The organism is Tsukamurella serpentis, assembly GCF_054780975.1.
Genome location: NZ_BAAGVH010000002.1, coordinates 17,516 through 41,881, shown reverse-complemented (window position 1 = coordinate 41,881; position 24,366 = coordinate 17,516). Strand labels below are relative to the sequence as shown.

At 68.8% G+C, this 24,366-nt stretch carries 24 protein-coding genes; 20 read left to right on the top strand and 4 right to left on the bottom strand.

Annotated elements, in window-relative coordinates:
- Positions 1–213 precede the first annotated feature (213 nt).
- Complete coding sequence (locus ACYVHG_RS02625) at positions 214–597, bottom strand: hypothetical protein (RefSeq protein ID WP_461165891.1); 384 nt, start codon at positions 595–597, stop codon at positions 214–216.
- On the opposite strand from ACYVHG_RS02625, the gene ACYVHG_RS02620 reads away from it, so the two are divergent.
- From ACYVHG_RS02620 to nusB, 5 genes are read left to right on the top strand one after another with little or no spacing between them, the layout of a single operon-like run.
- Positions 586–924, top strand: coding sequence for a hypothetical protein (locus ACYVHG_RS02620; RefSeq protein ID WP_461165890.1), 339 nt, complete (start codon positions 586–588; stop codon positions 922–924). The two genes, ACYVHG_RS02625 and ACYVHG_RS02620, sit on opposite strands and share 12 nt — an antisense overlap.
- Positions 925–976: 52 nt before the next feature.
- Positions 977–1,510, top strand: coding sequence for a YceI family protein (locus tag ACYVHG_RS02615; RefSeq protein WP_461165889.1), 534 nt, complete (start codon positions 977–979; stop codon positions 1,508–1,510).
- A gap of 5 nt (positions 1,511–1,515) precedes the next feature.
- A complete protein-coding gene (locus ACYVHG_RS02610) occupies positions 1,516–2,616 on the top strand; it encodes a M24 family metallopeptidase (protein WP_461165888.1) in 1,101 nt (366 codons plus the stop codon).
- 15 nt (positions 2,617–2,631) lie between these two features.
- The gene (gene efp / locus ACYVHG_RS02605) at positions 2,632–3,195 is read left to right on the top strand and encodes an elongation factor P (protein WP_461165887.1); all 564 of its coding nucleotides are present in this window, start codon (positions 2,632–2,634) and stop codon (positions 3,193–3,195) included.
- Complete coding sequence (nusB, locus tag ACYVHG_RS02600) at positions 3,196–3,702, top strand: transcription antitermination factor NusB (RefSeq protein WP_461165886.1); 507 nt, start codon at positions 3,196–3,198, stop codon at positions 3,700–3,702. It abuts the gene before it with no gap.
- A gap of 6 nt (positions 3,703–3,708) precedes the next feature.
- Here the strand turns inward: nusB and ACYVHG_RS02595 are convergent, their stop codons facing one another.
- On the bottom strand, positions 3,709–5,715 hold the full coding sequence (locus tag ACYVHG_RS02595; RefSeq protein ID WP_461165885.1) for an FAD-dependent oxidoreductase: 2,007 nt from the start codon (positions 5,713–5,715) through the stop codon (positions 3,709–3,711).
- Here ACYVHG_RS02595 and pyrR point away from each other — a divergent pair.
- The 15 genes from pyrR to ACYVHG_RS02520 all read left to right on the top strand — a co-directional run bounded on the left by pyrR (position 5,700) and on the right by ACYVHG_RS02520 (position 22,258).
- Complete coding sequence (gene pyrR, locus ACYVHG_RS02590) at positions 5,700–6,344, top strand: bifunctional pyr operon transcriptional regulator/uracil phosphoribosyltransferase PyrR (RefSeq protein WP_461165884.1); 645 nt, start codon at positions 5,700–5,702, stop codon at positions 6,342–6,344. The genes ACYVHG_RS02595 and pyrR overlap by 16 nt on opposite strands.
- A complete protein-coding gene (locus ACYVHG_RS02585) occupies positions 6,341–7,288 on the top strand; it encodes an aspartate carbamoyltransferase catalytic subunit (RefSeq protein ID WP_461165883.1) in 948 nt (315 codons plus the stop codon). The genes pyrR and ACYVHG_RS02585 overlap by 4 nt, the downstream gene beginning before the upstream one ends.
- Positions 7,285–8,634 carry a dihydroorotase gene (locus ACYVHG_RS02580; protein ID WP_461165882.1) on the top strand — a complete coding sequence of 450 codons (1,350 nt, stop codon included), beginning with the start codon at positions 7,285–7,287 and terminating at the stop codon, positions 8,632–8,634. The genes ACYVHG_RS02585 and ACYVHG_RS02580 overlap by 4 nt, the downstream gene beginning before the upstream one ends.
- Positions 8,631–9,122 carry a PH-like domain-containing protein gene (locus tag ACYVHG_RS02575; RefSeq protein ID WP_461165881.1) on the top strand — a complete coding sequence of 164 codons (492 nt, stop codon included), beginning with the start codon at positions 8,631–8,633 and terminating at the stop codon, positions 9,120–9,122. Before ACYVHG_RS02580 ends, ACYVHG_RS02575 begins: the two co-directional genes overlap by 4 nt.
- A complete protein-coding gene (gene carA, locus ACYVHG_RS02570; protein ID WP_461165880.1) occupies positions 9,123–10,298 on the top strand; it encodes a glutamine-hydrolyzing carbamoyl-phosphate synthase small subunit in 1,176 nt (391 codons plus the stop codon).
- Entirely contained in the window at positions 10,298–13,663 is a 3,366-nt protein-coding gene (gene carB, locus ACYVHG_RS02565; protein ID WP_461165879.1) for a carbamoyl-phosphate synthase large subunit, read from the top strand. Before carA ends, carB begins: the two co-directional genes overlap by 1 nt.
- 5 nt (positions 13,664–13,668) lie before the next feature.
- Complete coding sequence (pyrF, locus tag ACYVHG_RS02560) at positions 13,669–14,466, top strand: orotidine-5'-phosphate decarboxylase (RefSeq protein WP_461166893.1); 798 nt, start codon at positions 13,669–13,671, stop codon at positions 14,464–14,466.
- 24 nt (positions 14,467–14,490) lie between these two features.
- Positions 14,491–14,973: a cation:proton antiporter regulatory subunit gene (locus ACYVHG_RS02555; RefSeq protein ID WP_461165878.1), complete on the top strand. Its 483-nt coding sequence runs from the start codon at positions 14,491–14,493 to the stop codon at positions 14,971–14,973.
- Positions 14,970–16,172, top strand: a complete 1,203-nt coding sequence (locus ACYVHG_RS02550; protein WP_461165877.1) for a cation:proton antiporter — start codon at positions 14,970–14,972, stop codon at positions 16,170–16,172. The genes ACYVHG_RS02555 and ACYVHG_RS02550 overlap by 4 nt, the downstream gene beginning before the upstream one ends.
- A gap of 345 nt (positions 16,173–16,517) precedes the next feature.
- A complete protein-coding gene (gene mihF, locus ACYVHG_RS02545; protein WP_068520860.1) occupies positions 16,518–16,832 on the top strand; it encodes an integration host factor, actinobacterial type in 315 nt (104 codons plus the stop codon).
- 19 nt (positions 16,833–16,851) lie between these two features.
- The gene (gene gmk / locus ACYVHG_RS02540) at positions 16,852–17,436 is read left to right on the top strand and encodes a guanylate kinase (protein ID WP_461166892.1); all 585 of its coding nucleotides are present in this window, start codon (positions 16,852–16,854) and stop codon (positions 17,434–17,436) included.
- Positions 17,437–17,483: 47 nt separating this feature from the next.
- Complete coding sequence (gene rpoZ, locus ACYVHG_RS02535; protein WP_461165876.1) at positions 17,484–17,759, top strand: DNA-directed RNA polymerase subunit omega; 276 nt, start codon at positions 17,484–17,486, stop codon at positions 17,757–17,759.
- Between the two features lie 10 nt (positions 17,760–17,769).
- Positions 17,770–19,008, top strand: coding sequence for a bifunctional phosphopantothenoylcysteine decarboxylase/phosphopantothenate--cysteine ligase CoaBC (gene coaBC / locus ACYVHG_RS02530; protein WP_461165875.1), 1,239 nt, complete (start codon positions 17,770–17,772; stop codon positions 19,006–19,008).
- A gap of 42 nt (positions 19,009–19,050) precedes the next feature.
- Entirely contained in the window at positions 19,051–20,274 is a 1,224-nt protein-coding gene (metK, locus tag ACYVHG_RS02525; RefSeq protein ID WP_461165874.1) for a methionine adenosyltransferase, read from the top strand.
- A 58-nt stretch (positions 20,275–20,332) separates the two neighbouring features.
- The gene (locus ACYVHG_RS02520; protein ID WP_461165873.1) at positions 20,333–22,258 is read left to right on the top strand and encodes a primosomal protein N'; all 1,926 of its coding nucleotides are present in this window, start codon (positions 20,333–20,335) and stop codon (positions 22,256–22,258) included.
- Between the two features lie 29 nt (positions 22,259–22,287).
- On the opposite strand, the gene ACYVHG_RS02515 is transcribed toward ACYVHG_RS02520, so the two are convergent.
- Positions 22,288–23,091, bottom strand: coding sequence for a hypothetical protein (locus ACYVHG_RS02515; protein ID WP_461165872.1), 804 nt, complete (start codon positions 23,089–23,091; stop codon positions 22,288–22,290).
- 166 nt (positions 23,092–23,257) lie between these two features.
- Positions 23,258–24,316, bottom strand: coding sequence for an alpha/beta hydrolase family protein (locus ACYVHG_RS02510; RefSeq protein WP_461165871.1), 1,059 nt, complete (start codon positions 24,314–24,316; stop codon positions 23,258–23,260).
- Positions 24,317–24,366 lie beyond the last annotated feature (50 nt).

Genomic DNA, 24,366 nt, shown 5'->3' with positions numbered 1-24,366 from the left:
CGCTGGCCACCAGGGATACGACCGCTACGATGGCGATTGCTTTCGTGGACGGGGTCCCGCTGGAGCGAGGCATGCCGAATCTCCCTGCTGTGAACGGCCGGCGTTGTCGGCTCGAGTGAACCGCTACAGTCTTATTGAATCGATGCGCCGAATCAAGCAGGCGCGCAGTGTCTTAGGTATGAAGAAGGAGATCGCATCGTGAGGTACCTAGAGCTACTGTGCTGGCTGCTCCCCGCGTCGCGGACGAAGAATCGCATTCTCAAAAGGTTCGGCCGAAACGTGCATCCGGATGCCCGAATAGCGCCGAATCTGGTGTTCGGTGTTCGCGATGTCATCATCGGGCGGGATGCGTACATCGCCGTTGGAAACGTCTTCCGCGGGTTGTCGTTGTTGCAACTCGACGACGAGACGGACATCGGTTCCTGGAATTGGATTTCGGCGCATCCGATTTATCAGGGAATCGACCCGCGGTCCGGAACCCTTTACCTCGGATTCCGGGCGCGGATCGGAAGTCGTTGCTATATCGATTGCTCCGGAACTGTTGTTCTGCGAGCGCTGTCGTCGCTCGGTGGGAACCGGGTCACGGTGCAGACCCATGAGCCGGTCCTCACCACCGCGATGCAGACGGTGGGGCGCGTCGAGCTGGGGGAGTCCGCCCTCGTCTCGAGCAACACCGTTCTGCTCCAAGGGGCTGCGATGCCGGCGCACTCGGTGCTGGCCGCCCACGGAACCCTGCTCGCGCCCCGGGAGGGGGACGAGATGAAGCCGGGCGTCTACGTCGGGACGCCCGCCAAGTGGAAGGCCGACATCGACGGAGCGTGGTTCAGTCGCGACTTCCGGGAGATCACCGAGCACCGCGTGGTCTCCGTGCAGGGTGTCACCGACGCCGACCGTGAACGTCCCGAGCAGGTCCGCGAGCGCTGAGCGGCACGGTCGTCCCGATCGTCAAGCCCTCCGGCGGCGTACCGTCGAGTGCGTGAGCGAGACCACCATCGACCAGGACTCCGGCGTACTCGAGGTGCACACCGACGTCGCGGGTCGCTCCGCGAGACTCGGGCACCGTCTGGTGCTCGCGCCCGCGACGTGGCGCACGGTCGTCGGAACCGACGACGGTCGCCCGACCCGTATCGACGTCACCGTCGAGGCCTCGTCACTGCAGGTGATCTCCGGGCACGGCGGACTCACCCCACTCTCCGCACCCGAGCGCGCGGTCGCCACCGCCAACGCGCATCGCTCGCTCAAGGTCAAGGACTTCCCTCTGATCGAGTACCACTCCACGTCCGTCGACTCCGCCGATGGGGGCTTCGATGTCCGCGGAACACTCACCATCTGCGGGAGAGCGCGGCCGTGCGAGTTCGCGCTGCGTCACGAGCCGGATCAACCGTCCGGCACCCTCGCCGCCGTCGTCTCCGTCGCCCAGACCGACTTCGGGATCAAGCCGTTCTCGCTGATGATGGGGACTCTCTCGGTCGCGGACGAGGTCACCGTGCTCGCTCGCGCGATACCCTGAGGGGTATGCCCGCCGCCATCGACGATCACGCCCGCCGCCGTGAGAACCTGCGAGCCGCGCTCGCGGGTCACGAGCCCGCGCTGGATGCGCTCCTGGTCACCGACCTGGACAACGTGCGCTACCTCTCCGGATTCACCGGTTCCAATGCCGCGCTGCTGGTCGGTGCGGATCCCGGTGGTGACGCGATCGCGACCGATGGGCGGTACCTCACCCAGGTCGCCGAACAGTCCGGTGACCTGCGCGCCGTCATCGAGCGGGACGTTGCGAAGGCGCTCCTCGCCGAGGCGGAGCAAGCGGGGGTCGGTGCCGTCGGCTTCGAGGCGACGGCGCTGAGCTACGCCGACCACAGCCGCCTCGCGGGCGAGAACGGCCCTCGGTTCGTACCCACCGCCCGCCTGGTCGAGCGGCTGCGTGAGGTCAAGGACCAGGGCGAGATCGAACTGCTCCGCCGGGCCTGCGCGATCAGTGACCAGGCTCTCGCCGCCCTGGTCGAGGAGGGGGCGATCACGCCCGGTTCCACCGAACGGCAGGTCGCCCGGCGGCTGGAGAACCTGATGTACGAGTTCGGCGCGGAGGCGGTCGCGTTCGAGACGATCGTCGCCGCCGGAGCGAACTCGGCGATCCCGCACCACCGGCCCACCGAGGCCGTCCTCGCCGCCGGTGACTTCGTCAAGATCGACTTCGGCGCCCTCTACCAGGGCTATCACGCAGACGAGACGCGCACCTTCGTGCTCGGCGAACCCGCGGCGTGGCAACGTGAGATCTACGACCTGGTGCGGGCCGCACAGACCGCCGGCCGGGAGGCCCTGGTTCCCGGCGCCGACGTTCGCGCAGTGGATGCCGCTGCGCGGTCGGTGATCGAGGCCGCAGGTTACGGCGAGCAGTTCCTGCACGGCCTCGGGCACGGAGTGGGCGTGCAGATCCACGAAGCCCCGACGCTGGGCAAACTCGGCAGCGGTACACTGTCCGACGGTGCTGTGGTCACCGTGGAGCCGGGTGTGTACCTCCCGGGCCGCGGTGGAGTCCGCATCGAGGACACCCTCGTGGTCCGCGGCGGCGGACCGGAACTGCTGACCCGCACCACCAAAGACTTGATCGCACTCTAGGAGAATCGACACAACGTGGCATCGACTGCTGATTTCAAGAACGGCCTGGTCCTCAACCAGGAGGGCCAGCTCTGGCAGATCATCGAGTTCCAGCACGTGAAGCCGGGCAAGGGTCCCGCCTTCGTGCGCACGAAGCTCAAGAACGTCGTCTCCGGCAAGACGGTCGACAAGACCTTCAACGCCGGCGTCAAGGTCGAGGTCGCCACCGTCGACCGCCGTGACTTCAGCTACCTGTACCACGACGGCTCCGACTACGTCTTCATGGACGGCGAGACCTACGACCAGATCAACCTCGACGAGGCCAAGGTCGGCGACGGTGCCAAGTTCCTGCTGGAGAACATGCAGGTCCAGGTGTCGATGCACGAGGGAGAGGCGCTGTTCGTCGAACTCCCGATCTCCGCGGAGTTCGTGGTCAAGCACACCGACCCGGGCCTGCAGGGCGATCGCTCCACCGGCGGCACCAAGCCCGCGACCCTGGAGACCGGCGCAGAGATCAACGTCCCGCTGTTCATCAACACCGGCGACAAGCTCAAGGTCGACACCCGTGACGGCAGCTACCTGGGGCGCGTGAACTCCTAAGTGCCCGAGCAGTTTGAGAATTCGCGCTCCAAGGGCCCGAAGAAGTCGGGCGCTCGACACCGAGCGCGCAAGCGAGCCGTCGATCTCCTCTTCGAGGCGGAGGCGCGCGGCGTCACCGATCTCGACGGTCTCCTCGACGAGCGCCGCCGTCTGGCTGCCGACGATGCGGCCGTAGCACCGGTCTCCGAGTACACCGCCACGCTGGTCACCGGCGTCGGCCTCGACCAGGACCAGGTCGATTCGGTGATCTCCTCGCACCTGACCGGCTGGACCCTGGAACGACTTCCCGCAGTCGACCGCGCGATCATGCGGATCGCGGTGTGGGAGCTGTTCAACGCCGTCGACGTACCGCCGGCGGTCGTGGTGGACGAGGCCGTGGAGCTGGCCAAGGAACTGTCCACCGACGAATCACCGACCTACCTCAACGGTGTATTGGGCAAGGTCGCCTCCCTGGCGCCGCAGGTACGAGCGGCCGCGGCGGCGCAACCGGCCGAACGCTCCGAGTAGGAGAGTTCACTTCCCGAGCCGGGCGGCCAGCGCTCTCGCGTTGCGCAATGCCAGGGCCTGGACCGTCCCGATCGGGTGCACACCGCATGCGGTGGGCAGCATCGACGCATCGGCGAGCACCACGTTCGGTACATCCCATAGGGCGCCCTCGGGATCGGCCACGCCCCGTCGGTTCGACGAGGCCATCCGGGCGGAGCTCATCGGCTCCGTCGATCCGATGGCGATCTCGCCGACGCCGTATCCGGCCGCGTGCGAGCGCTCCAGGAACCGCTCCAGCGACTGCTCGCCCGGTACGTAGTCACCGCCGCGCTGCTGCCCGGTGAAGATGCGGCGCGCCCCGGCGGATTCCAGGATCCGAACCGCGGTGTCGACCCCGGTGCGCAGGTGGGCGCGGTCGGCCTCGGCCAGCTCGTACCGCACCGACGGTTCGCCGGAGGCGTCCATCGCCAGCTCGCCAGCACTGCGATCGCGGACCACCACTCGCACCACCGACAGGTGCGGCAGTTGGCGCATCACATTGAGGTGCTCGGTGGAATTGCGCCACGGAACGAAACTCGCCGCCAGCGCCGGGGTCAGCGGGATGGTCTCGTAAAGGGTTCCGAAACCGTTGCCGTCCAGGTTGGCGTGCGCGTCGCTGAAGCACGCCGACGGCGAACCCTCCCACGGATTGACCGTCTCCCCGAAGACCCCGAGTGCGGATGCGGTGGGGTGCAGATGCAGGTGCTTGCCCACGTGGGGACCGCCGATCCCGGAGCGGGCCAGCAGTGCCGGGGTCTGGAAACCGCCCGCAGCGACCACCACCGCGCTGCAGCGCACCGTCAGCCACGAGCCGCCGAAGGTGCGGGCGGTCACGGTCCGCGCCCGCCCGCCCTGTATCTCGATGCTCCTGGCCTCGGCGCCGGTCACGATCCGGGCTCCGCGCTTGTGCGCATCCCGCAGCCAGGTCTGTGCGGCGTCCTGCTTCCCGGCGACCCGGCTCGCCGACCCCCAGCGACCGTCTGCGGTCGCGGGCTCCCCGGCCTCCGGCATCGGTACCGGCTGCACCGGCAGGCCGATGCCGCGGCAGCCCTTCTCCAGCAGTTCGTCCCGCACGGACAGTGGGGTAGTGGCGATAGAGACGTCGGAGCGCCGCCACACCTCGTCCAGGGCGGCGTCGAACTCGGGCCCGGTGTCGATGCCGCGGTCCGCCCAATCGGCCCGGACCTGCTCCGAGGGCCGGAAGTAGCCGCCGTGCGAGACGGTGGTGCCGCCGCCCAGGCATCGCGCGGTGATCAGGTACGACTGGCCGTTCTCGCTCCAGAACGGTCCCGGGGCGTACAGCTGGTCCAGGTTCTCCGAATCCGTGTCGCCGATCTCCAGCGGGGAGGGGTAATCGCCCCGCTCGAGGACCAGCACGTCCAGACCGGCCTCGGCCAGCGCGGCGGCGGCGACCGCGCCGCCCGCGCCGGAGCCGATCACCACCACGTCGCAGGCGGTGGTGGCGTCGATCTGGTACCGGGTAGGGGTCAATGGACGCAGTGCCCGCATGGTGCGTGCCCGTGGTTTCTTCGGGGGCGCGGGGCTGACGTAGCCGATCGCCGACATCAGCTCGGCCCCCGGGCCGTGATCGCCGCCGGCACCGCCGGCCGCGTAGTACGACAACAACGCGATGTTGCGCAACCGCTTGAACAGCATCCGCTTCTGCACGAACCGGGAGCGGGACAGGTCGATGAGCACCTTCTCCCGGTCCGCTGCGGACAGGTCCGCGAACCGCTGCCCGCGCGTGCCCAGCACGGTGGTGCCGAAGATCCGGTTGTCGAACAGTGACAGCGACTGCGACAGCGAGATCCCGTCGCTATCGCGGGGGCTGCGATCGGCATAGGAAACGGCCAGTTCACCGGCGCTGACCGAGCTCGCCGACGGGACCGCCACGCCGTCGCCCGGAGCGAACGCATCCACGATCGCAGAGAGCGTCTCGCGCTGTCTGGTCGACAATTCCATGAACCGAACGTACTGGTATGCTGCGTCTTGCATCAAGGCATCCTTTAAGTCCGTCCCGAGAGGCGGAGCGAGCCGTCCGGAGAGGCGGAGAAGGAGGTCACGTGGCTCGGGAACTCATGTCCGCGGCCGATGTCACTCGTACGGTGGCACGGATCGCGCATCAGATCATCGAGAAGACGGCCTTAGACAGTGCCCGCTCGGACGACGCCGGCCAGCCGGCTCCGCCCCGAGTCGTTATGTTCGGCATCCCCACTCGCGGCGCTGTTCTCGCCGCTCGGCTGGCCGCCGACATCGAGGAGTTCTCCGGGGTGAACGTGCCCGTGGGGCACCTCGACATCACCCTCTACCGTGACGATCTGCGGCACAAGCCGCACCGTCCCCTCGAACGCACCACCGTTCCGCCCCAGGGCGTCGACGATGCCCTGGTGATCCTCGTCGACGACGTCCTGTTCTCCGGCCGTACGGTTCGCGCCGCACTGGACTCGCTGCGCGATATCGGCCGCCCCGCTGCGGTGCAACTGGCCGTGCTCGTCGACCGTGGGCACCGGCAGTTGCCGATCCGCGCCGATTACGTGGGGAAGAACATCCCCACCTCCCGGGCCGAGGACGTGCAGGTCCGTCTGCAGGAGAAGGACGGCGAAGACGCCGTGGTGATCGAATGAGCCGGCATCTGCTCTCCGCAGCGGATCTCGACCGCGACCGCGCCGAGGCCGTCCTCGACGAAGCCGACCGGCTGCAGCAGGCGCTGCTGGGCCGAGAGGTCAAGAAGCTGCCGACGCTGCGCGGACGCACCATCATGACCGTGTTCTACGAGAACTCCACCCGCACCCGGGTCTCGTTCGAGGTGGCCGGCAAGTGGATGAGTGCGGACGTGATCAACGTCTCCGCCTCGTCGAGCTCGGTGGCCAAAGGGGAGTCCCTCCGGGACACCGCGCTGACCCTGCACGCCGCGGGCGCCGACGCGCTGATCGTGCGGCACCCGGCATCCGGTGCGGCGCAACAGATCGCTGCATGGACCAATCCCGCGGGAGCGGCCCTTGGGCCGGTGGTGATCAATGCTGGTGACGGCACCCACGAGCACCCCACCCAGGCCCTGCTCGACGCGCTGACCCTGCGACAGCGGCTCGGTGGCATCGAGGGGCGCCGCGTGGTGATCGTCGGTGACGTCCTGCACAGTCGGGTCGCCCGTTCCAATGCTCTGTTGCTGTCCACACTCGGCGCCGAGGTCGTGCTCGTGGCGCCGCGCACCCTGCTCCCGGTGGGCGCCGACACCTGGCCGGTCACCATCGCGGACAGCCTGGAAGCGGAGCTCCCGGGGGCCGACGCGGTGATGATGCTGCGCGTGCAGGCCGAGCGGATGAACGGCGGCTACTTCCCCAGCGAGCGCGAGTACTCGGTGCGCTACGGGCTCAACGCGCAGCGCGCCGCCCTGCTGCCCGAGCACGCCGTGGTGCTGCACCCGGGACCGATGCTGCGCGGTATGGAGATCGGGTACTCGGTCGCGGACTCCGCTCAGGCAGCGGTGCTGCAGCAGGTGAACAACGGAGTGCATGTACGGATGGCGGTGCTCTTCCATCTGCTGGCAAAAGACGGAGGAGACGAATGAGCCTGCTGCTGAAGAACGTTCGGCCCTACGGTGAGGGTGAGTCGATCGATGTCGCGGTCGACGCCGGTGAGATCGTCGCGATCGGCGCGGATCTCGGCCGGCCCGAAGGTGCCGAGGTCGTCGACGGCAAGGGAGGGGTCCTCCTGCCCGGCTTCGTCGACCTGCACACTCATCTGCGCGAGCCCGGACGCGAGGACACCGAGACCATCGAGACCGGCTCCGCGGCCGCCGCGGTCGGTGGATACACCGCTGTCTTCGCGATGGCCAACACCTCGCCGGTCGCCGATTCCGCCGTCGTCACCGACCACGTGTACCGGCGCGGTCAGGAGGTCGGCCTGGTGGACGTGCACCCCGTCGGCGCGGTCACCGTCGGACTCAAGGGCACCAAGCTCGCCGAGATGGGCATGATGGCCGGCGGCGCCGGAAGCGGAGTGGCCGGGCCGAACGGCGCGCGGCCGGGGCGTGTGCGGATCTTCTCCGACGACGGTGTCTGCGTAGCGGACCCACTGCTGATGCGGCGGGCGCTCGAGTACTCGGCATCGCTGGGTGTGGTCATCGCGCAGCACGCGGAGGAGCCGAGACTGACCGAGGGCGCCGTCGCGCACGAGGGTCCGGCAGCGGCACGCCTGGGACTGACCGGGTGGCCGCGCGCCGCCGAGGAGGCGATCGTCGCGCGCGATGCCCTGCTCGCCCGCGACGCGGGTGCCCGGGTACACATCTGCCACGCGTCTACCGCGGGCACCGTCGAACTGCTCGCCTGGGCCAAGGCACAGGGGATCGCCATCACCGCCGAGGTGACCCCGCACCATCTGCTACTCGACGACTCCCGGCTGGCCACCTACGACGCCGTCAACCGGGTGAACCCGCCGTTGCGGGAGAGCTCGGACGTCGTAGCGCTGCGGGCGGCGTTGCGCGACGGCGTGATCGACTGCGTCGCCACCGACCACGCGCCGCACGCCGAGCAGGACAAGTGCTGCGAGTTCGCCGCTGCGCGGCCGGGCATGCTCGGGTTGGAGACCGCGCTGGCGATCGTCGCGCAGGTGATGGTCGAGCCCGGTGACCTGACCTGGCGCGACGTCGCCCGCATCCTCAGTGAGAAGCCGGCGCAGATCGCGCGGCTCGACGACCAGGGGCGTCCGATCGAGGTGGGAGAGCCGGCCAACCTCACGGTGATCGACCCGGATCACGGTTGGACGGTACGGCCGGACGACCTGGCCAGCCGCTCGCGGAACACCCCCTTCGCGGATCTGAGCTTCCGGGCGAAGCCCGTGCTCACCGTGCTCCGCGGCAGGGTCACCGCCCGAGACGGTGTGGCCGCGGCCTCCGGAACGGGGGACCGCTCGTGAGTATCAGCGATCTGGCGACTCTGCTGCTGGTGCTGGTCGTCCTGGTGGTTCTGTTCTCCCTCATGGCGCTCGGGTGGCGCCGCCGCGGGCGGCGGCAGGCCGCAGCCGTCGGCGAGATCCCCACCACCCCGCAGGCGCTCGGCGAACTGGAGTTCGGGCCGGTCTCGGGTGTGTACATCGGTAGCACCGTCGCACCGCACTGGCAGGACCGGGTCGCGGTGGGGGACTGGGGTTACCGCGCGAGCGTGAACCTCAGCCGCTACACCGGTGGTTACCTGATCGAGCGCGGCCGCGGCAACCCGATGTGGATCGCCGACGACAGCATCATCGAGGTGCGCCGCGCCTCCAAACTCGCCGGGAAGGTGATGCCCGGCGACGGCCTGCTGGTGCTGCGCTGGGAACTGCCCACCGGCACCGTCATCGACACGGGCTTCCGTGCGGACGACAAGACGACGTATCGAAAACTGATGGACGTGAGGGAAAGTTAGATGGCTGCCGACAACAAAGCACTGCTGGTCCTCGAGGACGGCACGGTGCACCGCGGAGCCGAATACGGCGCAGTCGGCCAGACCCTCGGCGAGGCCGTCTTCTGCACCGCGATGACCGGCTACCAGGAGACTCTCACCGACCCGTCGTACGCCCGGCAGATCGTGGTGGCCACCGCGCCCCAGATCGGCAACACCGGCTGGAACCATGAGGACGGGGAGAGTCGCGGGAGCGGCGCGAGCGGGCCGGAGCGTGACAGCGGGAAGATCTGGGTCGCCGGTTATGCGGTGCGCAATCCCACCCGCCGGGTGAGCAACTGGCGGGCCAAGGGCACCCTGGAAGGTGAACTGGCCGACCAGGGCGTCGTCGGCATCGGCGGCATCGACACCCGCGCGCTGGTGCGCCGGCTGCGTGACAACGGCTCGATGCGCGCAGGCATCTTCTCCGGAGACGCCCTGGCACCGGAGGCCGAACTGCTCGACCGAGTCCGTGCACAGCCGTCGATGAAGGGCCTGAGCCTGGTCAGTGAGGTCTCCACCGCCGAGTCCTACACCATCGAACCGGCGGGACCGGCGGGCACCGAGCCCCGATTCACCGTGGTCGCGGTGGATCTGGGGATCAAGACCAATACCCCGCGGATGTTCGCCGAGCGCGGTATGCGGGTGCACGTGGTGCCCTCGACCATCACCCTCGATGAGGTGCGATCGTTCGATCCGGACGGCTTCTTCCTCTCCAACGGCCCCGGTGATCCGGCGACCGCCGAGCACGAGGTCGAACTCACCCGAGGAGTGCTCGATGCCGGCCTGCCCCTGTTCGGCATCTGCCTGGGCAACCAGTTGCTGGGCCGCGCCTTCGGGCTCGAGACCTACAAGATGAAGTTCGGCCACCGCGGTATCAATATTCCCGTGGTGGAGGATTCCACCGGGCGGATCTCGATCACCGCGCAGAATCACGGCTTCGCCCTGGAAGGTGAGCGCGGCGCAGAGTTCGACACCCCCTTCGGGCGCGGACGGGTCAGCCACGTCTGTGCCAACGACGGTGTCGTTGAAGGCGTGGAGCTGATCAGCGGCCGTGCCTTCTCCGTCCAGTACCACCCCGAGGCCGCGGCCGGCCCGCACGACGCCGCGTACCTCTTCGACAACTTCGCCAGCATCATGAGCACCACGGGAGACAAGTAATGCCTCGGCGCAGCGATATCCAGCACGTCCTGGTGATCGGCTCCGGGCCGATCGTGATCGGCCAGGCCTGCGAGTTCGACTACTCCGGTACCCAGGCCTGCCGAGTCCTGCGTGCCGAGGGCCTGCGGGTCTCGCTGGTCAACTCGAACCCGGCCACGATCATGACCGACCCCGAGTTCGCCGACGCCACGTACATCGAACCGATCACCCCCGAGTTCATCGAGAAGGTGATCGTCGCCGAACGCGACAAGGGTTTCCCGATCGACGCCGTGCTCGCCACGCTGGGCGGGCAGACCGCGCTCAACGCCGCGGTGGGGCTGCACGAGCAGGGCATCCTCGACAAGTACGGGATCCGCCTGATCGGTGCCGATTTCGACGCCATCCAGCGTGGCGAGGACCGGCAGATGTTCAAGGACATCGTCGCCAAGGTCGGCGGCGAATCCGCCCGCTCCAAGGTCTGCTACACCCTCGACGAGTGTCGGGAGACGGTCGCCGAGCTGGGCTACCCCGTGGTGGTGCGCCCCTCGTTCACCATGGGTGGCCTGGGTTCGGGCATGGCCTACGACGAGGACGATCTGGTGCGCATCGCCGGCGCCGGGCTGGCCGCGTCGCCGACCGCGAACGTGCTCATCGAGGAGTCCATCCTCGGCTGGAAGGAGTACGAGCTCGAGCTGATGCGCGACGGCCGCGACAACGTGGTCGTGGTGTGCTCGATCGAGAACGTCGACCCGGTGGGCGTGCACACCGGTGACTCGGTCACCGTCGCCCCGGCGATGACGCTCACCGACCGCGAGTACCAGATCATGCGCGACCAGTCGATCGCGATTCTGCGTGAGGTCGGTGTGGACACCGGCGGCTGCAACATCCAGTTCGCCCAGGACCCGCGCGACGGCCGCCTGGTCACCATCGAGATGAACCCGCGCGTGTCCCGCTCGTCCGCGCTGGCCAGTAAGGCCACCGGTTTCCCGATCGCGAAGATCGCCGCCAAGCTGGCCGTGGGCTACACCCTCGACGAGATCCTCAACGACATCACCGGCGAGACGCCGGCGTGCTTCGAGCCGACCCTCGACTACGTGGTGGTCAAGGCCCCGCGGTTCGCCTTCGAGAAGTTCCCCGGTGCCGATGACACGCTCACCACCACCATGAAGTCGGTCGGCGAGGCGATGAGCCTGGGCCGCAGCTTCGCCGAGGCCTTCGGAAAGGTGATGCGCTCGCTGGAGACCAAGCGGCACGGATTCTTCACCGGTGCCCCCGCCGGCAGCGCGGAGATCACCGCGAGCGGGCTCGATGACGGAGCGACCCTCGATGAACTGCTGGAACGGATCAAGGTCCCCAAGGACGGCCGCTACTACCTGATCGGTCGCGCCTTCGAGCTCGGCGCAACGGTCGAGCAGATCTTCGCGTCCACCAAGATCGACCCCTGGTTCCTGGAGGAGATCAAGGCGATCATCGATCTCGCTCTTTCGGTGCGCACCGCGGACCTGACGCCCGAACTGGTCCGCACCGCCAAGAGTAACGGCCTTTCGGACCTGCAGATCGCCGAACTGCGCGGCGTCGGCGAGGACGAGATCCGCGCATACCGGCACGAGCACGACATCCGGCCCGTCTACAAGACGGTGGATACCTGCGCCGCGGAGTTCGAGGCCAGGACGCCGTACCACTACAGCAGCTACGAGCTCGATCCCGCGGCGACCAGTGAGGTGGCGCCTCAGACCGAGCGGCCCAAGGTGCTCATCCTCGGTTCCGGGCCCAACCGCATCGGCCAGGGCATCGAATTCGACTACTCATGTGTGCACGCCGCGCTCACGCTCAGCGAGGCCGGCTACGAGACCGTGATGGTCAACTGCAACCCGGAGACCGTCTCCACCGACTACGACACCGCGGACCGGCTGTACTTCGAGCCGCTCACCTTCGAGGACGTCCTCGAGGTCTACCACTCGGAGGAGCGCTCCGGCAGTGGTGGCCCCGGCGTGGTCGGCGTGATCGTCCAATTGGGCGGTCAGACCCCGCTCGGACTCGCCGCTCGGCTCAAGGCCGCCGGACTGCCGATCGTCGGTACCTCTCCTGAGGCGATCGACCTCGCGGAGGACCGCGGCGAGTTCGGTCGTGTGCTCACCGAGGCCGGGCTACCGGCCCCGAAGTTCGGCACCGCAACCACCGCCGACGGTGCCCGCGAGGTGGCGGCCGGAATCGGCTACCCGGTGCTGGTGCGCCCGTCGTACGTGTTGGGCGGCCGCGGGATGGAGATCGTCTACGACGAGCAGTCGCTGCTCGACTACATCTCCCGCGCCACCGAACTCGCCCCGGACCGGCCGGTGTTGGTGGACCGCTTCCTGGAGGACGCGGTGGAGATCGACGTGGACGCACTCTGCGACGCCACTGGTGAGGTGTTCATCGGCGGCATCATGGAGCACATCGAGGAGGCCGGAATCCACTCCGGCGACTCGGCCTGCTCGCTGCCCCCGACCACCCTCGGTCCGGCCGATATCGACGCCGTCCGCCGGGCCACCGAGGCGCTGGCCCGGGGAATCGGCGTGCACGGCCTGATGAACGTGCAGTACGCCCTCAAGGACGATGTGCTGTACGTGCTGGAGGCGAACCCCCGCGCCTCGCGGACGGTGCCCTTCGTCTCGAAGGCCACCGCCGTGCAGCTGGCCAAGGCGTGCGCGCGGGTGATGCTCGGCCAGAGCATCGCAGAACTGCGCGAGCAGCAGATCCTCCCGCGTGAGGGCGACGGCTCGCGGATGCCGATCGACGCCCCGGTCTCGGTCAAGGAGGCTGTGCTGCCGTTCAACCGGTTCCGCCGCGCAGACGGCACCGGCGTCGACTCGCTGCTCTCCCCGGAGATGAAGTCCACCGGTGAGGTGATGGGCGTCGACCGCGACTTCGGCACCGCCTTCGCCAAGTCGCAGACCGCGATCAGCGGCTCGCTGCCGGCCACCGGAAACGTCTTCGTCTCGGTCGCCAACAAGGACAAGCGTGCCCTGATCTTCCCGGTCAAGCGGCTCGCCGATCTCGGTTTCACCATCCTGGCCACCGCCGGCACCGCGGACGTGCTGCGCCGCAACGGGGTCCAGGTCGAGACCGTCCTCAAGCACTCCGATCCGATCGGTGAGGGCGAGCAGTCCATCGTCGAGAAGATCAAGAACGGCGAGGTGGGGCTGATCATCAACACCCCCTACGGCAACACCGGACCGCGCGTGGACGGCTACGAGATCCGCACCGCAGCGGTGCAGGCCTCGGTACCGTGCGTGACCACCGTCCAGGGAGCCTCCGCGGCGGTGCAGGGCATCGAAGCGGCCCTGCGCGGCGGCATCGGCGTCAAGAGCCTGCAGGACATGCACGCGGCCCTGGTGAACCTGTGACCCTCGTGGAGCCGTTCGGACGGCGCGTCGCCGCCGCCGTCGCCGCGCGGGGGCGGCTGGTGGTGGGCATCGACCCGCACCCGCCGCTGCTCGCCGCATGGGGGCTGTCCGACGATGCCGCCGGGGTCCGCGAGTTCGGCTTGCGCTGCGCGGAGGCCTTCGCCGGCGAGATCGGCTTCGTCAAACCGCAGGTGGCCTTCTTCGAGCAGTTCGGCGCCGCCGGGATGCTCGCGCTGGAGGAGGTGATCGCGGCCTGCCGTGCGGCCGGGGCGGTGGTGATCGCCGACGCCAAGCGCGGTGACATCGGATCCACCATGGCCGGCTACGCCCGCGCCTGGATGGGGGATTCGCCGCTCGCAGCCGATGCGGTGACGCTCTCGCCCTATCTCGGGTACGGCTCCCTGGCGCCGGCCGTGGACGCTGCGCGTTCCGCCGGCCGCGGCGTCTTCGTCCTGGCCCGCACCTCGAATCCGGAGGGGGCGCAGGTCCAGGCCGACGGTGTCGCTCAACGCATCGTCGACGCCGCCCGCTCGGACAACGCCGACGGTACCGGCACCGTCGGACTGGTGGTCGGTGCCACCCGTGACCACGGTCTCGACCTCACCGGTCTGGCCGGTCCGATACTCGCACCGGGACTGGGCGCGCAGGGAGCGTCACCGTCGGACCTGCGAGCCGTTTTCGGCCCCGGGGCGATGGTGCTTCCCAACTCCTCCCGGCAGGTGCTTTCCGCAGGTCCGCAGGCATCGTCGATCCGCGATGCCGCCCTGTCTGTGCGCGATGAGGTGGAGCGGGCCCTGGGCTGAACCGGGCGGACTATTGTCGGCAGCGTGAACGTCGATGTGACTCCTTTGCCCGGAATCGGAGTACGGAAGGACTTCGAGCTCAGTACCGGAAGGCGGGTCGGGGTGGTGGCCCACCGCGACGGCACCGTCGAGCTGTTCCTCTCCGAACTCGACGACCCGGACGCCTGTGCGGCTCAGGTGCCCCTCAGCGGTGAGGAGGCCGGGGTGCTGGCGAATCTGCTCGGCGCACCGCAACTGGTCGATCAGCTGCGCCGCGAGCACCGCGAACTGGAACAGATCGACACTCGGCAACTGCAGATCGGCGCGGGCTCCCCGTACGACGGGCGTGAGCTGGGGGAGACCCGCATGCGCACCCGCACCACGACCTCGATCGTCGCGGTGATGCGCGCCGGCGGCGTGCACCCCTCACCCGGACCGGAGTTCGTCTTCACCGCCGGAGATCTGCTGGTGGTCGTGGGTACGGCCGCGGGACTCGATACCGCAGCGCAGATCCTGGCGAACGGGTGAACCTGCACCTCAGCGAGGGCACCGTCGCACTCATCGAACTGGGTGCGATCTTCTTCGTGCTCGGCTTCCTCGGCCGGGCGGCACGCAAGGTGGGGATCTCACCGATCCCGCTGTACCTGATCGGCGGGCTCGCGTTCGGTGTGGGCGGGGTGATCCCGCTCGGCCAGGCGAGCGAGTTCAGTGCCACCGCCGGGGAGATCGGCGTGATCCTCCTGCTGCTCATGCTGGGGCTCGAGTACACCGCCGCCGAACTGGTGGCGGGGATGCGCAAGTCCTGGTCGGCGGGACTGCTCGACATCGCACTCAATGCCACGCCCGGCGTGATCGTGGCGCTGGTGCTGGGCTGGGGGCCGACCGGTGCGCTGGTACTCGCCGGGGTCACCTACATCTCGTCGTCCGGTATCGCGGCGAAGGTGCTCAGCGACCTGGGGCGGCTCGGGAACCGGGAGACACCGGTGGTGCTCTCGCTGCTGGTCTTCGAGGATCTGGCGATGGCGGTGTACCTGCCGATCCTGACCGCCGTGCTCGCCGGCCTGGGCCTGATCGGCAACATCCAAGCGGTGATCATCGCGCTGACGGTGGTGGGCGTGGTCCTGGTCTCCGCGCTGCGCTTCGGACAGCGGGTGTCGGCGATCATCTACAACGAGGACCGTGAGGTCTTCCTGCTCAAACTGATCGGCGCCGCACTGTTGGTGGCCGGTCTGGCTTCAGCGATGCAGGTCTCCGCCGCGGTCGGCGCGTTCCTGCTCGGTATCGCGATCTCCGGGTCCATCGCGAACCAGGCGGTGCGACTGCTCGAACCCCTGCGGGATCTGTTCGCGGCGCTGTTCTTCGTGGTCTTCGGCCTGAACACCGATCCGCGGGCGATTCCGCCGGTACTCGGCTGGGCGGTGCTGCTGGCGGTGATCACCACCGTGACCAAGCTGGTCACCGGTTGGTGGGCGGCCGAGCGGGCCGGAATCGCCCGGATGGGACGGGCGCGGGCGGGGGCGGCCCTGGTCGCGCGGGGCGAGTTCTCCATCGTGATCGTCGGCCTCGCGGTAGCGGCGGGTGCGGTCGACGGCCGGGTGGCGGCTCTGGTCACCACCTACGTGTTGATCATGGCGGTTCTCGGACCGATCGCGGCGCGGGTCGTGGAGCCGGTGATGCGCCGCGGCTCGCGGGCCGGCCGGCGGGTGCGGGTGCGTTCGTCGCCGTGATCCGCGGCGCGCTGGTGCACTCGCACGCGCTCCGGTGGCGGCCCGACACGCCCGGGACGGAACTTCGATCTTGACGTTTTCGCAGGTCACATGAGTTCCACCCGTCACAGCGCGTCCGGGTCCACACGGTTCGTGTGGATGATGAATCACATTGCGCACCAATGCTATTCCGACGATCTGTGACCGGAATGGCCGATTTGTGCGGTGTTCGTTGGGCGGGGGTGTACAGCACGGCCAAACCGCAGGTGAGAGGGGGGTGGGGTTCCCACCGGTAGTCAATCGTGGGTACCGTCGATCCAGTCGCAAGTTCGCGGCAGGACCTAGTACATCGAAGACGGAGGAATCGTGGCCCTTCCCCAGTTGACCGACGAGCAGCGCGCCGCTGCTTTGGAGAAGGCAGCTGCCGCTCGTCGCGCACGCGCCGAGCTGAAGAACCGGCTCAAGAGCGGTGGCACCACCCTGCAGCAGGTGCTGAAGGACGCGGAGACCGATGAGGTTCTCGGCAAGATGAAGGTCTCGGCACTGCTCGAGGCTCTGCCCAAGGTGGGCAAGGTCAAGGCTCAGGAGCTGATGACCGAGCTGGAGATCGCTCCCACTCGCCGCGTCCGCGGCCTGGGTGACCGGCAGCGCAAGGCGCTGCTCGAGAAGTTCTCCGCCTGACACACACGTGTCCGGAGTAATTCCCGCGGGCCGGAGGGGCCGACTGGTTGTACTGGTCGGCCCCTCCGCCGTCGGTAAGTCATCGGTGGTCGGCCGCCTCCGTCAGGAGGTCCCCGACCTGTTCTTCTCGGTCTCCGCTACCACGCGCGATCCGCGCCCCGGTGAGGTGGACGGCCAGGACTACCATTTCGTCGGCGAGCAGGGCTTCGATCGTCTCATCGCCGACGGCGACCTGCTCGAATGGGCGGAGATCCATGGCGGCCTGCAACGCTCGGGCACTCCGGCGAAGCCGGTGTACCAGGCGCTCGACGAGGGCCGTCCCGTGCTGGTCGAGGTCGATCTCGCCGGTGCCGCCAGCGTCAAGGCCGCCCTGCCGGAGGCGGTCACCGTGTTCCTCTCACCTCCCACCTGGGACGAGCTGGAGCGCCGGCTGCGCGGCCGGGGCACCGAGAGTGCCGAGGTCATCGCCCGGCGATTGGAGACGGCGCGGGCCGAAATGGCCACCCGTGACTCCTACGATGTGGTCGTCGTGAACGACGACTTGGACCGAGCAGTGGCTCGGTTGGTATCCTTGTTGGTCGGCCCGCTCGCGCCACGCGCGTAGACTGGGCGAGACCAGCGAACTTTGATGATCTGTGACGTAGGAGACGCGTGAGCACCACCACCACCGAGGCCGTGTACGACCAGCCGCTCGGCATCACCAACCCGCCGATCGACGAGCTGCTCGACCGCACCTCGTCGAAGTACGCGCTCGTGATCTACGCGGCCAAGCGTGCCCGCCAGATCAACGACTACTACAACAGCCTCTCCGACGGCATCCTCGAGTACGTCGGCCCGCTGGTCGAGCCGGGCCTGCACGAGAAGCCGCTGTCGATCGCGATGCGCGAGATCCACGAGGATCTCCTGGAGCACACCGAGGGCGAGTGACTAACCGCCCATGATCATCGTCGGGGTCGGTGGAGGGATCGCCGCCTACAAGGCGTGCGCGCTGGTCAGGTACTTCGCTGAGCGCGGGCACGAGGTGCGGGTGATCCCCACCGAATCGGCGCTCAGATTCGTCGGTGCCGCCACCTTCGAGGCGCTCTCCGGTCATTCCGTGCAGACGGGCGTCTTCGAGTCGATCCCCGAGGTGCCGCACGTGCGGCTCGGGCAGAACGCCGACCTGGTGGTCATCGCGCCGGCGACCGCGGACCTGCTCGCGCGATCGGCGCAGGGCCGCGCCGACGACCTGCTCACCGGGACGCTGCTCACCGCACGCTGCCCGGTGGTCTTCGCGCCCGCCATGCACACCGAGATGTGGGAGCACCCCGCGACCCGCGCGAACGTCGCGACCTTGCGCGAGCGCGGCGCCGTCGTCCTCGAACCCGCGTCCGGGCGTTTGACCGGTAGGGACACCGGAGCCGGTCGGCTGCCCGAGCCCGAGGAGATCGGATTGCTGGCCGATCTGCTCCTGGAACACCCGGGCGCCCTCGAACGTGATCTCCAGGGGCGCAAGGTGGTGATCTCCGCAGGTGGAACCAAGGAGGCGCTGGATCCGGTCCGGTACCTCACCAACCGCAGCTCCGGGAAGCAGGGTTACGCCCTGGCGCGGATCGCCGCCCAGCGCGGGGCCGATGTCACTCTGGTGGCGGGCAACACCGTCGGGCTGACGGACCCGTCCGCGGTGAGCGTGGTCCGCATCGCCTCCGCGCTGGACCTGCAGGCCGCGATGGCCGAACACGCCGCGGATGCCGACCTGATCATCATGGCCGCCGCGGTGGCCGATTACCGGCCCGCCGACGTGGCCGCCACCAAGCTCAAGAAGGGCGCCGACGGCCGCAGCGATGCGCTGGAGACGATCACCATGATCGAGAATCCGGATGTACTCGCCGGCCTGGTCGCCGCCCGCGCCGACGGCGGTCTGCGCAGCGACGCCGTGATCGTCGGATTCGCGGCCGAGACCGGCGACGCCGGTGGCACCGTCCTGGAGTACGGACGCGCCAAGCTCCGCCGCAAGGGGTGTGACCTGCTGGTCCTCAATGCGGTCGGCGACGGTCGGGCGTTCGAGGTCGACGAGAACTCGGGCTGGTTGCTGGGGGCGGACGGCAACGAGACCGCGCTGCCGCTGGGTTCGAAGTCGGCCATGGCGGCGCGCATACTGGACGCTGCCGTCGTCCGGGTGCTCGCCGCCGGGTAGTTTCCACTGAAATCGCAAAAGAAGTCGAGAGGACGTCCGAACGTGGTTGCTGGGTATGCCAATTCCGCCCACCGTCTGTTCACCAGCGAGTCGGTCACCGAGGGGCACCCGGACAAGATCTGTGACGCGATCTCGGACTCGGTGCTCGACGCCCTGCTCGCCGAGGATCCGACCTCGCGCGTCGCCGTCGAGACACTGGTCACCACCGGCCAGGTGCACGTCGCCGGCGAGGTCACCACCTCCGCCTACGCCGACATTCCCAAGATCGTCCGCGACAAGGTCCTCGAGATCGGCTACGACAGCTCAGCCAAGGGCTTCGACGGCAACTCGTGCGGTGTGAACATCGCGATCGGTGCGCAGAGCCCCGAGATCGCACAGGGCGTCGATCGCGCCTACGAACACCGCGTCGACGGTGGCGCCGATGAGATCGACGCGCAGGGCGCGGGCGATCAGGGCCTGATGTTCGGCTACGCCTGCTCGGACACCCCGGAGCTCATGCCGTTGCCCATCTCCCTGGCGCACCGTCTCTCCCGGCGGCTCACCGAGGTGCGCAAGAACGGCACGCTGCCGTACCTGCGTCCGGACGGCAAGACCCAGGTGACCATCGAGTACGCCGGTGAGCAGCCGGTGCGGCTGGACACCGTGGTCATCTCCAGCCAGCACGCCGCCGATATCGACATCGACGCCATGCTCACCCCGGACCTGCGCCAGCACGTGCTGAACTCGGTGATCACCGATTTGAACCTGCCCAGCCTGGACGCCTCCGACGTGCGACTGCTGGTCAACCCGACCGGCAAGTTCGTACTCGGCGGTCCGATGGGCGATGCGGGATTGACCGGCCGCAAGATCATCGTCGACACCTACGGCGGCATGGCGCGTCACGGCGGCGGCGCCTTCTCCGGTAAGGACCCGTCGAAGGTGGACCGCAGCGCCGCGTACGCGATGCGCTGGGTGGCCAAGAACGCAGTCGCCGCGGGTCTGGCGGAGCGGGTCGAGGTGCAGGTCGCCTATGCGATCGGCAAGGCTGCGCCGGTCGGCCTGTTCGTGGAGACCTTCGGCACCGAGAAGATCGACCCGGTGAAGATCCAGCAGGCGATCACCGAGGTCTTCGACCTGCGTCCGCGGGCGATCATCAACGAACTGGACCTGCTGCGTCCGATCTACGCGCCCACTGCGGCGTACGGGCACTTCGGGCGCACCGACATCGATCTCCCCTGGGAGCAGACCAACCGGGTGGACGCGCTGCGCTCCGCCGTTGGCCTCTGACGAAGCGGTTCCCGCCGAGGTGAGTGCGGTCGATCTACCGATTGCCAGGGTCCTGCCGATGCTGCAGGTCAGTCACCTGGATCGGGAGTTCGACTACCTGGTGCCTCCGGATCTCGACGCGGCCGCGCAACCCGGCGTTCGGGTGCGGGTGCGGTTCTCCGGGCGGCTCGTGGACGGCTACCTGGTGCAGCGGCTCCCGCACAGTGACCACGAGGGCCGGCTGGCCGGCCTCGATCGGGTGGTCTCTCCATTGCCGGTGCTCACCCCGCCGGTGCTGGCGCTGGTGACAGAGGTCGCCGAGCGGTACGCCGGGACTCGCGCGGACGTGCTCCGTCTGGCGATTCCGCCGCGGCACGCCCGGGTCGAGAAGGCACTGCTCGACAAGCCCCCTGTCGAACCCGCGCGTCCGGAATCCTCAACGGAAGCCCCACTGGGCGAATACACGCACGGGGCACAGTTCGCGGCCGCGGCCGCCGCAGGACGCGCGCCTCGCGCGATCTGGCAGGCCCTCCCAGGGGAGGACTGGGCGGCCCGGATCGCGGACCTGGCGGCGGGTGTGGTCGCCGCCGGCCGGACCGCCCTCCTGATCGTCCCCGATCAGGCCGATCTGGATCGGCTCGCCGAGGCGTGCGCGCACCTCGCGCCCGCGGTACTGGCAGCGGGCCTGGGCCCGTCCACTCGCTACCGGCGCTGGCTGCTGGCACTGCTCGGCGGGGCCAAAGTGGTGATCGGAACCCGCAGCGCGGCCTTCGCGCCCCTCCCGGACCTCGGTCTGGTCGCACTGTGGGACGACGGTGACGAGTCCCTGGTGGAACCCCGCGCCCCGTATCCGCACACCCGGGAGGTGCTGGCACTGCGCGCGCACCGGGAGGGCGCGGCTCTGCTGATCGGCGGCTACGCCCGCACTCCGGAGTCCCAGGCGCTGGTGGACGCGGGCTGGGCGGCCCAGATCGTCGCGCCACGCGAACTCGTACGCTCGCGTTCGCCCCGCATCCTCGGTACGGCCGATTCCGATACCGCTCTCGCCCGAGATCCACTGGCCCGCTCGGCCCGGCTGCCCGCGGCCGCGTTCAGCGCCGCCCGCACCGCCCTGGATGCCGACCGACCGGTCCTGGTGCAGGTGCCCCGCCGGGGGTACGCGCCCGCGTTGTCCTGCGAGCGTTGCCGTACCGCGGCCCGGTGTCGGCGGTGCCACGGCCCGCTGGAGCAGTCCGCTCGTGGTGGCCTGGTCTGCCGGTGGTGCGCCCAGCCGGATACCGGGTACCGGTGCCCCGCCTGCGGCGGTACGGCCATGCGGGCGGTGATCGTGGGCGCCACCCGGACTGCGGAAGAACTCGGCCGGGCCTTCCCGGGTGCGGCGGTCACCGTCTCAGGCGGCGACGCGGTCCTCGCTCAGGTGGCGGGCGGGAAGCGCCTGGTGGTGGCCACCCCCGGTGCCGAACCGGTGGTCGAGGGCGGCTACGGCGCGGCCCTCCTGCTCGACGGGTGGCTGCTACTGGGCCGGGCCGACCTGCGGGCGGGCGAGGAGACCGTGCGCCGATGGTTCAACGCCGCCGCCCTGGTGGCCGCTGACGGCACCGTGGTCTGCGGCACCGATGCCTCTGTTCCCGCCGTGCAGGCGCTGATCCGGTGGGATCCGGCCGGTTTCGCCGCCACCGAACTCGCCGAGCGTGCGGAGGTGGGATTCCCGCCCGCGGTGCACATGGCGGCGCTCGACGGTGCCGAGGCCGACATCACCGCGGTCGCATCCTCCGCGGAGCTCCCGGCCGGTGCCGAGATCCTCGGCCCCGTCGATCTACCGCCCGGAGTGCGCATTCCCGGTGCAGCCGACGACGGTCCGCCGCCGCAGCGCCTGCTCATCCGCGCCGCGCGGCGCGACGGGCGGGCACTGGCCAGATCGTTGTTCCTCGCCCAGGTCGGACGGAGCCTGCGCCGCGAAGGCGATCCGGTGCGGATCCAGATCGACCCGCTTCGCATCGGGTAGACACGTGCGGTCGATTGGAGAACCGGCAGCTACTCGAACTCGCCCTCAACCACGTCGCTGGTTGTGGCGATGAAGTCGGGGTTCATTTCGAGATCAACGTCGAACTCACCAGCGAGATTCTTCGCGAGTACGTCTGCGAGGCGGTGTCCCATCGGCCTGAATGTCGCGTAGGTCAGGCCTCCGGAGATGACTCCACCCACGACAGGCACGGCTTTGGTGATGGTCTTCTCCACAGTCTTTTTGGTGACCTGCTTGCCGACCAGCGCACCGACCTTCTTGACGAGCGGATACCACGCCGTCTTCGTCAATGCCTGTGCGGCGACCTTCTTACCCACGTTCGCACCGGCCACCTTCGATGTCTGCGACACCAGAGCCGCAGCGCCGGATGCGCCGAACATGGCGCCCAGGTACGCGATGATCCTGACCTGTGCGGCCTCGGAGAGATCCGCTCCGCCGCCGTCGAACAGTTCATCCTCGCCAAAGAGGTAGGCGATCTTCTGCGAGAGGTTAATTGCGAACGCGAAGTACTGGGCGACATCGGCGCTACCCGCCGCAACCATGATCGCGGGATTACCAGGCAGTCCCGTGGCGAAGGAGGCCAGAGATGTCTTCGCGGCGCTGTCCTTCACCACAGTCCGCGCTTTGCGGCGTAGAGAATCGACCGTGTACACGGTCTGCGGTCCCTGCTCGAGGATGACTTGAAGGTGTGGCGAACCACTGAACTGTTTGTGGAGAAAGGCCTCTCGGTCGACCCGAACGACCGGAAGATTGGCAACAGCCCCCACAGTTTGCAGGACAGTGCCGTAGAGCTTGTCTTGAGAGCTGTCGTTCATGTTTACCCCACGTGTACTTCGTGCGCCGCGGTCGGTGCACCCAAGACCGACAGTTTGACACCTCAAAGCGCAATGGGCTCGGTTATTCGCCCTGATCCTGATGGATGTGCCAGGAGTCCGGCAATAGCATCCGCCGATCGGCTCGCTGAGCGATCGGACGACCGAATCACTTCCCGCCGCGCTGGCGGAGTTCGTCGGTGTAGCGCAGTATCGCCTTCTGGACCACCGGCCAGTAGCGGTTCTGGGACTGCGAGGGCAGGTACACGTTGTGGCCGGCGCCGGGCAGCAGGACCACTTCGCCGCGGCCCCCCTTGGAACTGAGAGCGGCGATGAAGGCCTCGCAACCGGCGGGCCGGACGATGCGATCGGCGGTGCCGTTGAAGCAGGTCACCGGGACCTTCGGGTTGATGTTCTGGATCGGATCCGCCACCGCGAACTGCTGTGGGAACTCCTCGGGCAGACCGAGGAAAAGGCGGGTGTTCACGTTGCCGTCGGCGACTGCGCGACGCATGTCGAGAACGCCACCCATCGAGACCACCGCCGCCGGGGTCACGGCGGGCACACTGCCCATGGCGCCGGGGGTGAGCATCGACCGCGCCGAGGCCCACACCGCGAGCTGGCCGCCCGCGGAATGTCCGGCCACGACCACGTTGCTCAGGTCCAGGTTCGGAGCATGCTGGGCCTTCACCGCCTGTAGGAAGTCGATCGCCGCGGCGGTGTCGGTGAGCGTCGTGGGATAACCGCCGCCCGCGCCGATCCGCCGGTACTCGACGTTCCACACCGCGACGCCGTGCGAGACCAACGAACGCGCCATCTCCGACATCGACGACGCGGCCGACGGAGTGCGCCAGCCGCCGCCGTGCAGCAGCACCACGACGGGGACCTTGTCCGGGAGGGTGGGCATCGTCGGGTGGGTGCCGAGCGGGCCGCCGGAGGCGTTCTGCTCGATCGCCGGGTTCATCGGAAGGTACAACTCGCCGAAGTTCTGCTCCGGGTCCGAAAGGCCGTCCGGCACCGTGTACTGGATCCGCTGCGGCTCGGTGACCGGGAACTTGCCGACGATGGAGGCCTCTGTCGCCGGGGGATACGAGGGCGCGGGGGCCGCGCTCGACGACGACGGGGCACTGCGCATCCCCTGGGGGGTGGCAGTGCAGCCCGCGCTGATGAGCACAGACAGTCCTACGGCGACACCGATCAACGGCCGCCGGGCGCGCGCGTGGAGCACGTCGACCCTCTCTCGCCCGGCGGGGCGGTATCCATGGCGTGTGTCCGAAT

What these genes read in the sequence shown, in the direction of transcription:
- pyrR (WP_461165884.1), top strand. Translation starts at nt 5,700, where the DNA reads ATGCTGCGTCTTGCATCAAGGCATCCTTTAAGTCCGTCCCGAGAGGCG.
- carB (WP_461165879.1), top strand. Translation starts at nt 10,298, where the DNA reads ATGCCTCGGCGCAGCGATATCCAGCACGTCCTGGTGATCGGCTCCGGG.
- ACYVHG_RS02520 (WP_461165873.1), top strand. Translation starts at nt 20,333, where the DNA reads ATGCTGCAGGTCAGTCACCTGGATCGGGAGTTCGACTACCTGGTGCCT.
- ACYVHG_RS02580 (WP_461165882.1), top strand. Translation starts at nt 7,285, where the DNA reads ATGAGCCTGCTGCTGAAGAACGTTCGGCCCTACGGTGAGGGTGAGTCG.
- ACYVHG_RS02515 (WP_461165872.1), bottom strand. Translation starts at nt 23,091, where the DNA reads ATGAACGACAGCTCTCAAGACAAGCTCTACGGCACTGTCCTGCAAACT.
- carA (WP_461165880.1), top strand. Translation starts at nt 9,123, where the DNA reads ATGGCTGCCGACAACAAAGCACTGCTGGTCCTCGAGGACGGCACGGTG.
- ACYVHG_RS02585 (WP_461165883.1), top strand. Translation starts at nt 6,341, where the DNA reads ATGAGCCGGCATCTGCTCTCCGCAGCGGATCTCGACCGCGACCGCGCC.
- ACYVHG_RS02595 (WP_461165885.1), bottom strand. Translation starts at nt 5,715, where the DNA reads ATGCAAGACGCAGCATACCAGTACGTTCGGTTCATGGAATTGTCGACC.
- coaBC (WP_461165875.1), top strand. Translation starts at nt 17,770, where the DNA reads ATGATCATCGTCGGGGTCGGTGGAGGGATCGCCGCCTACAAGGCGTGC.
- ACYVHG_RS02625 (WP_461165891.1), bottom strand. Translation starts at nt 597, where the DNA reads ATGGGTCTGCACCGTGACCCGGTTCCCACCGAGCGACGACAGCGCTCG.
- ACYVHG_RS02610 (WP_461165888.1), top strand. Translation starts at nt 1,516, where the DNA reads ATGCCCGCCGCCATCGACGATCACGCCCGCCGCCGTGAGAACCTGCGA.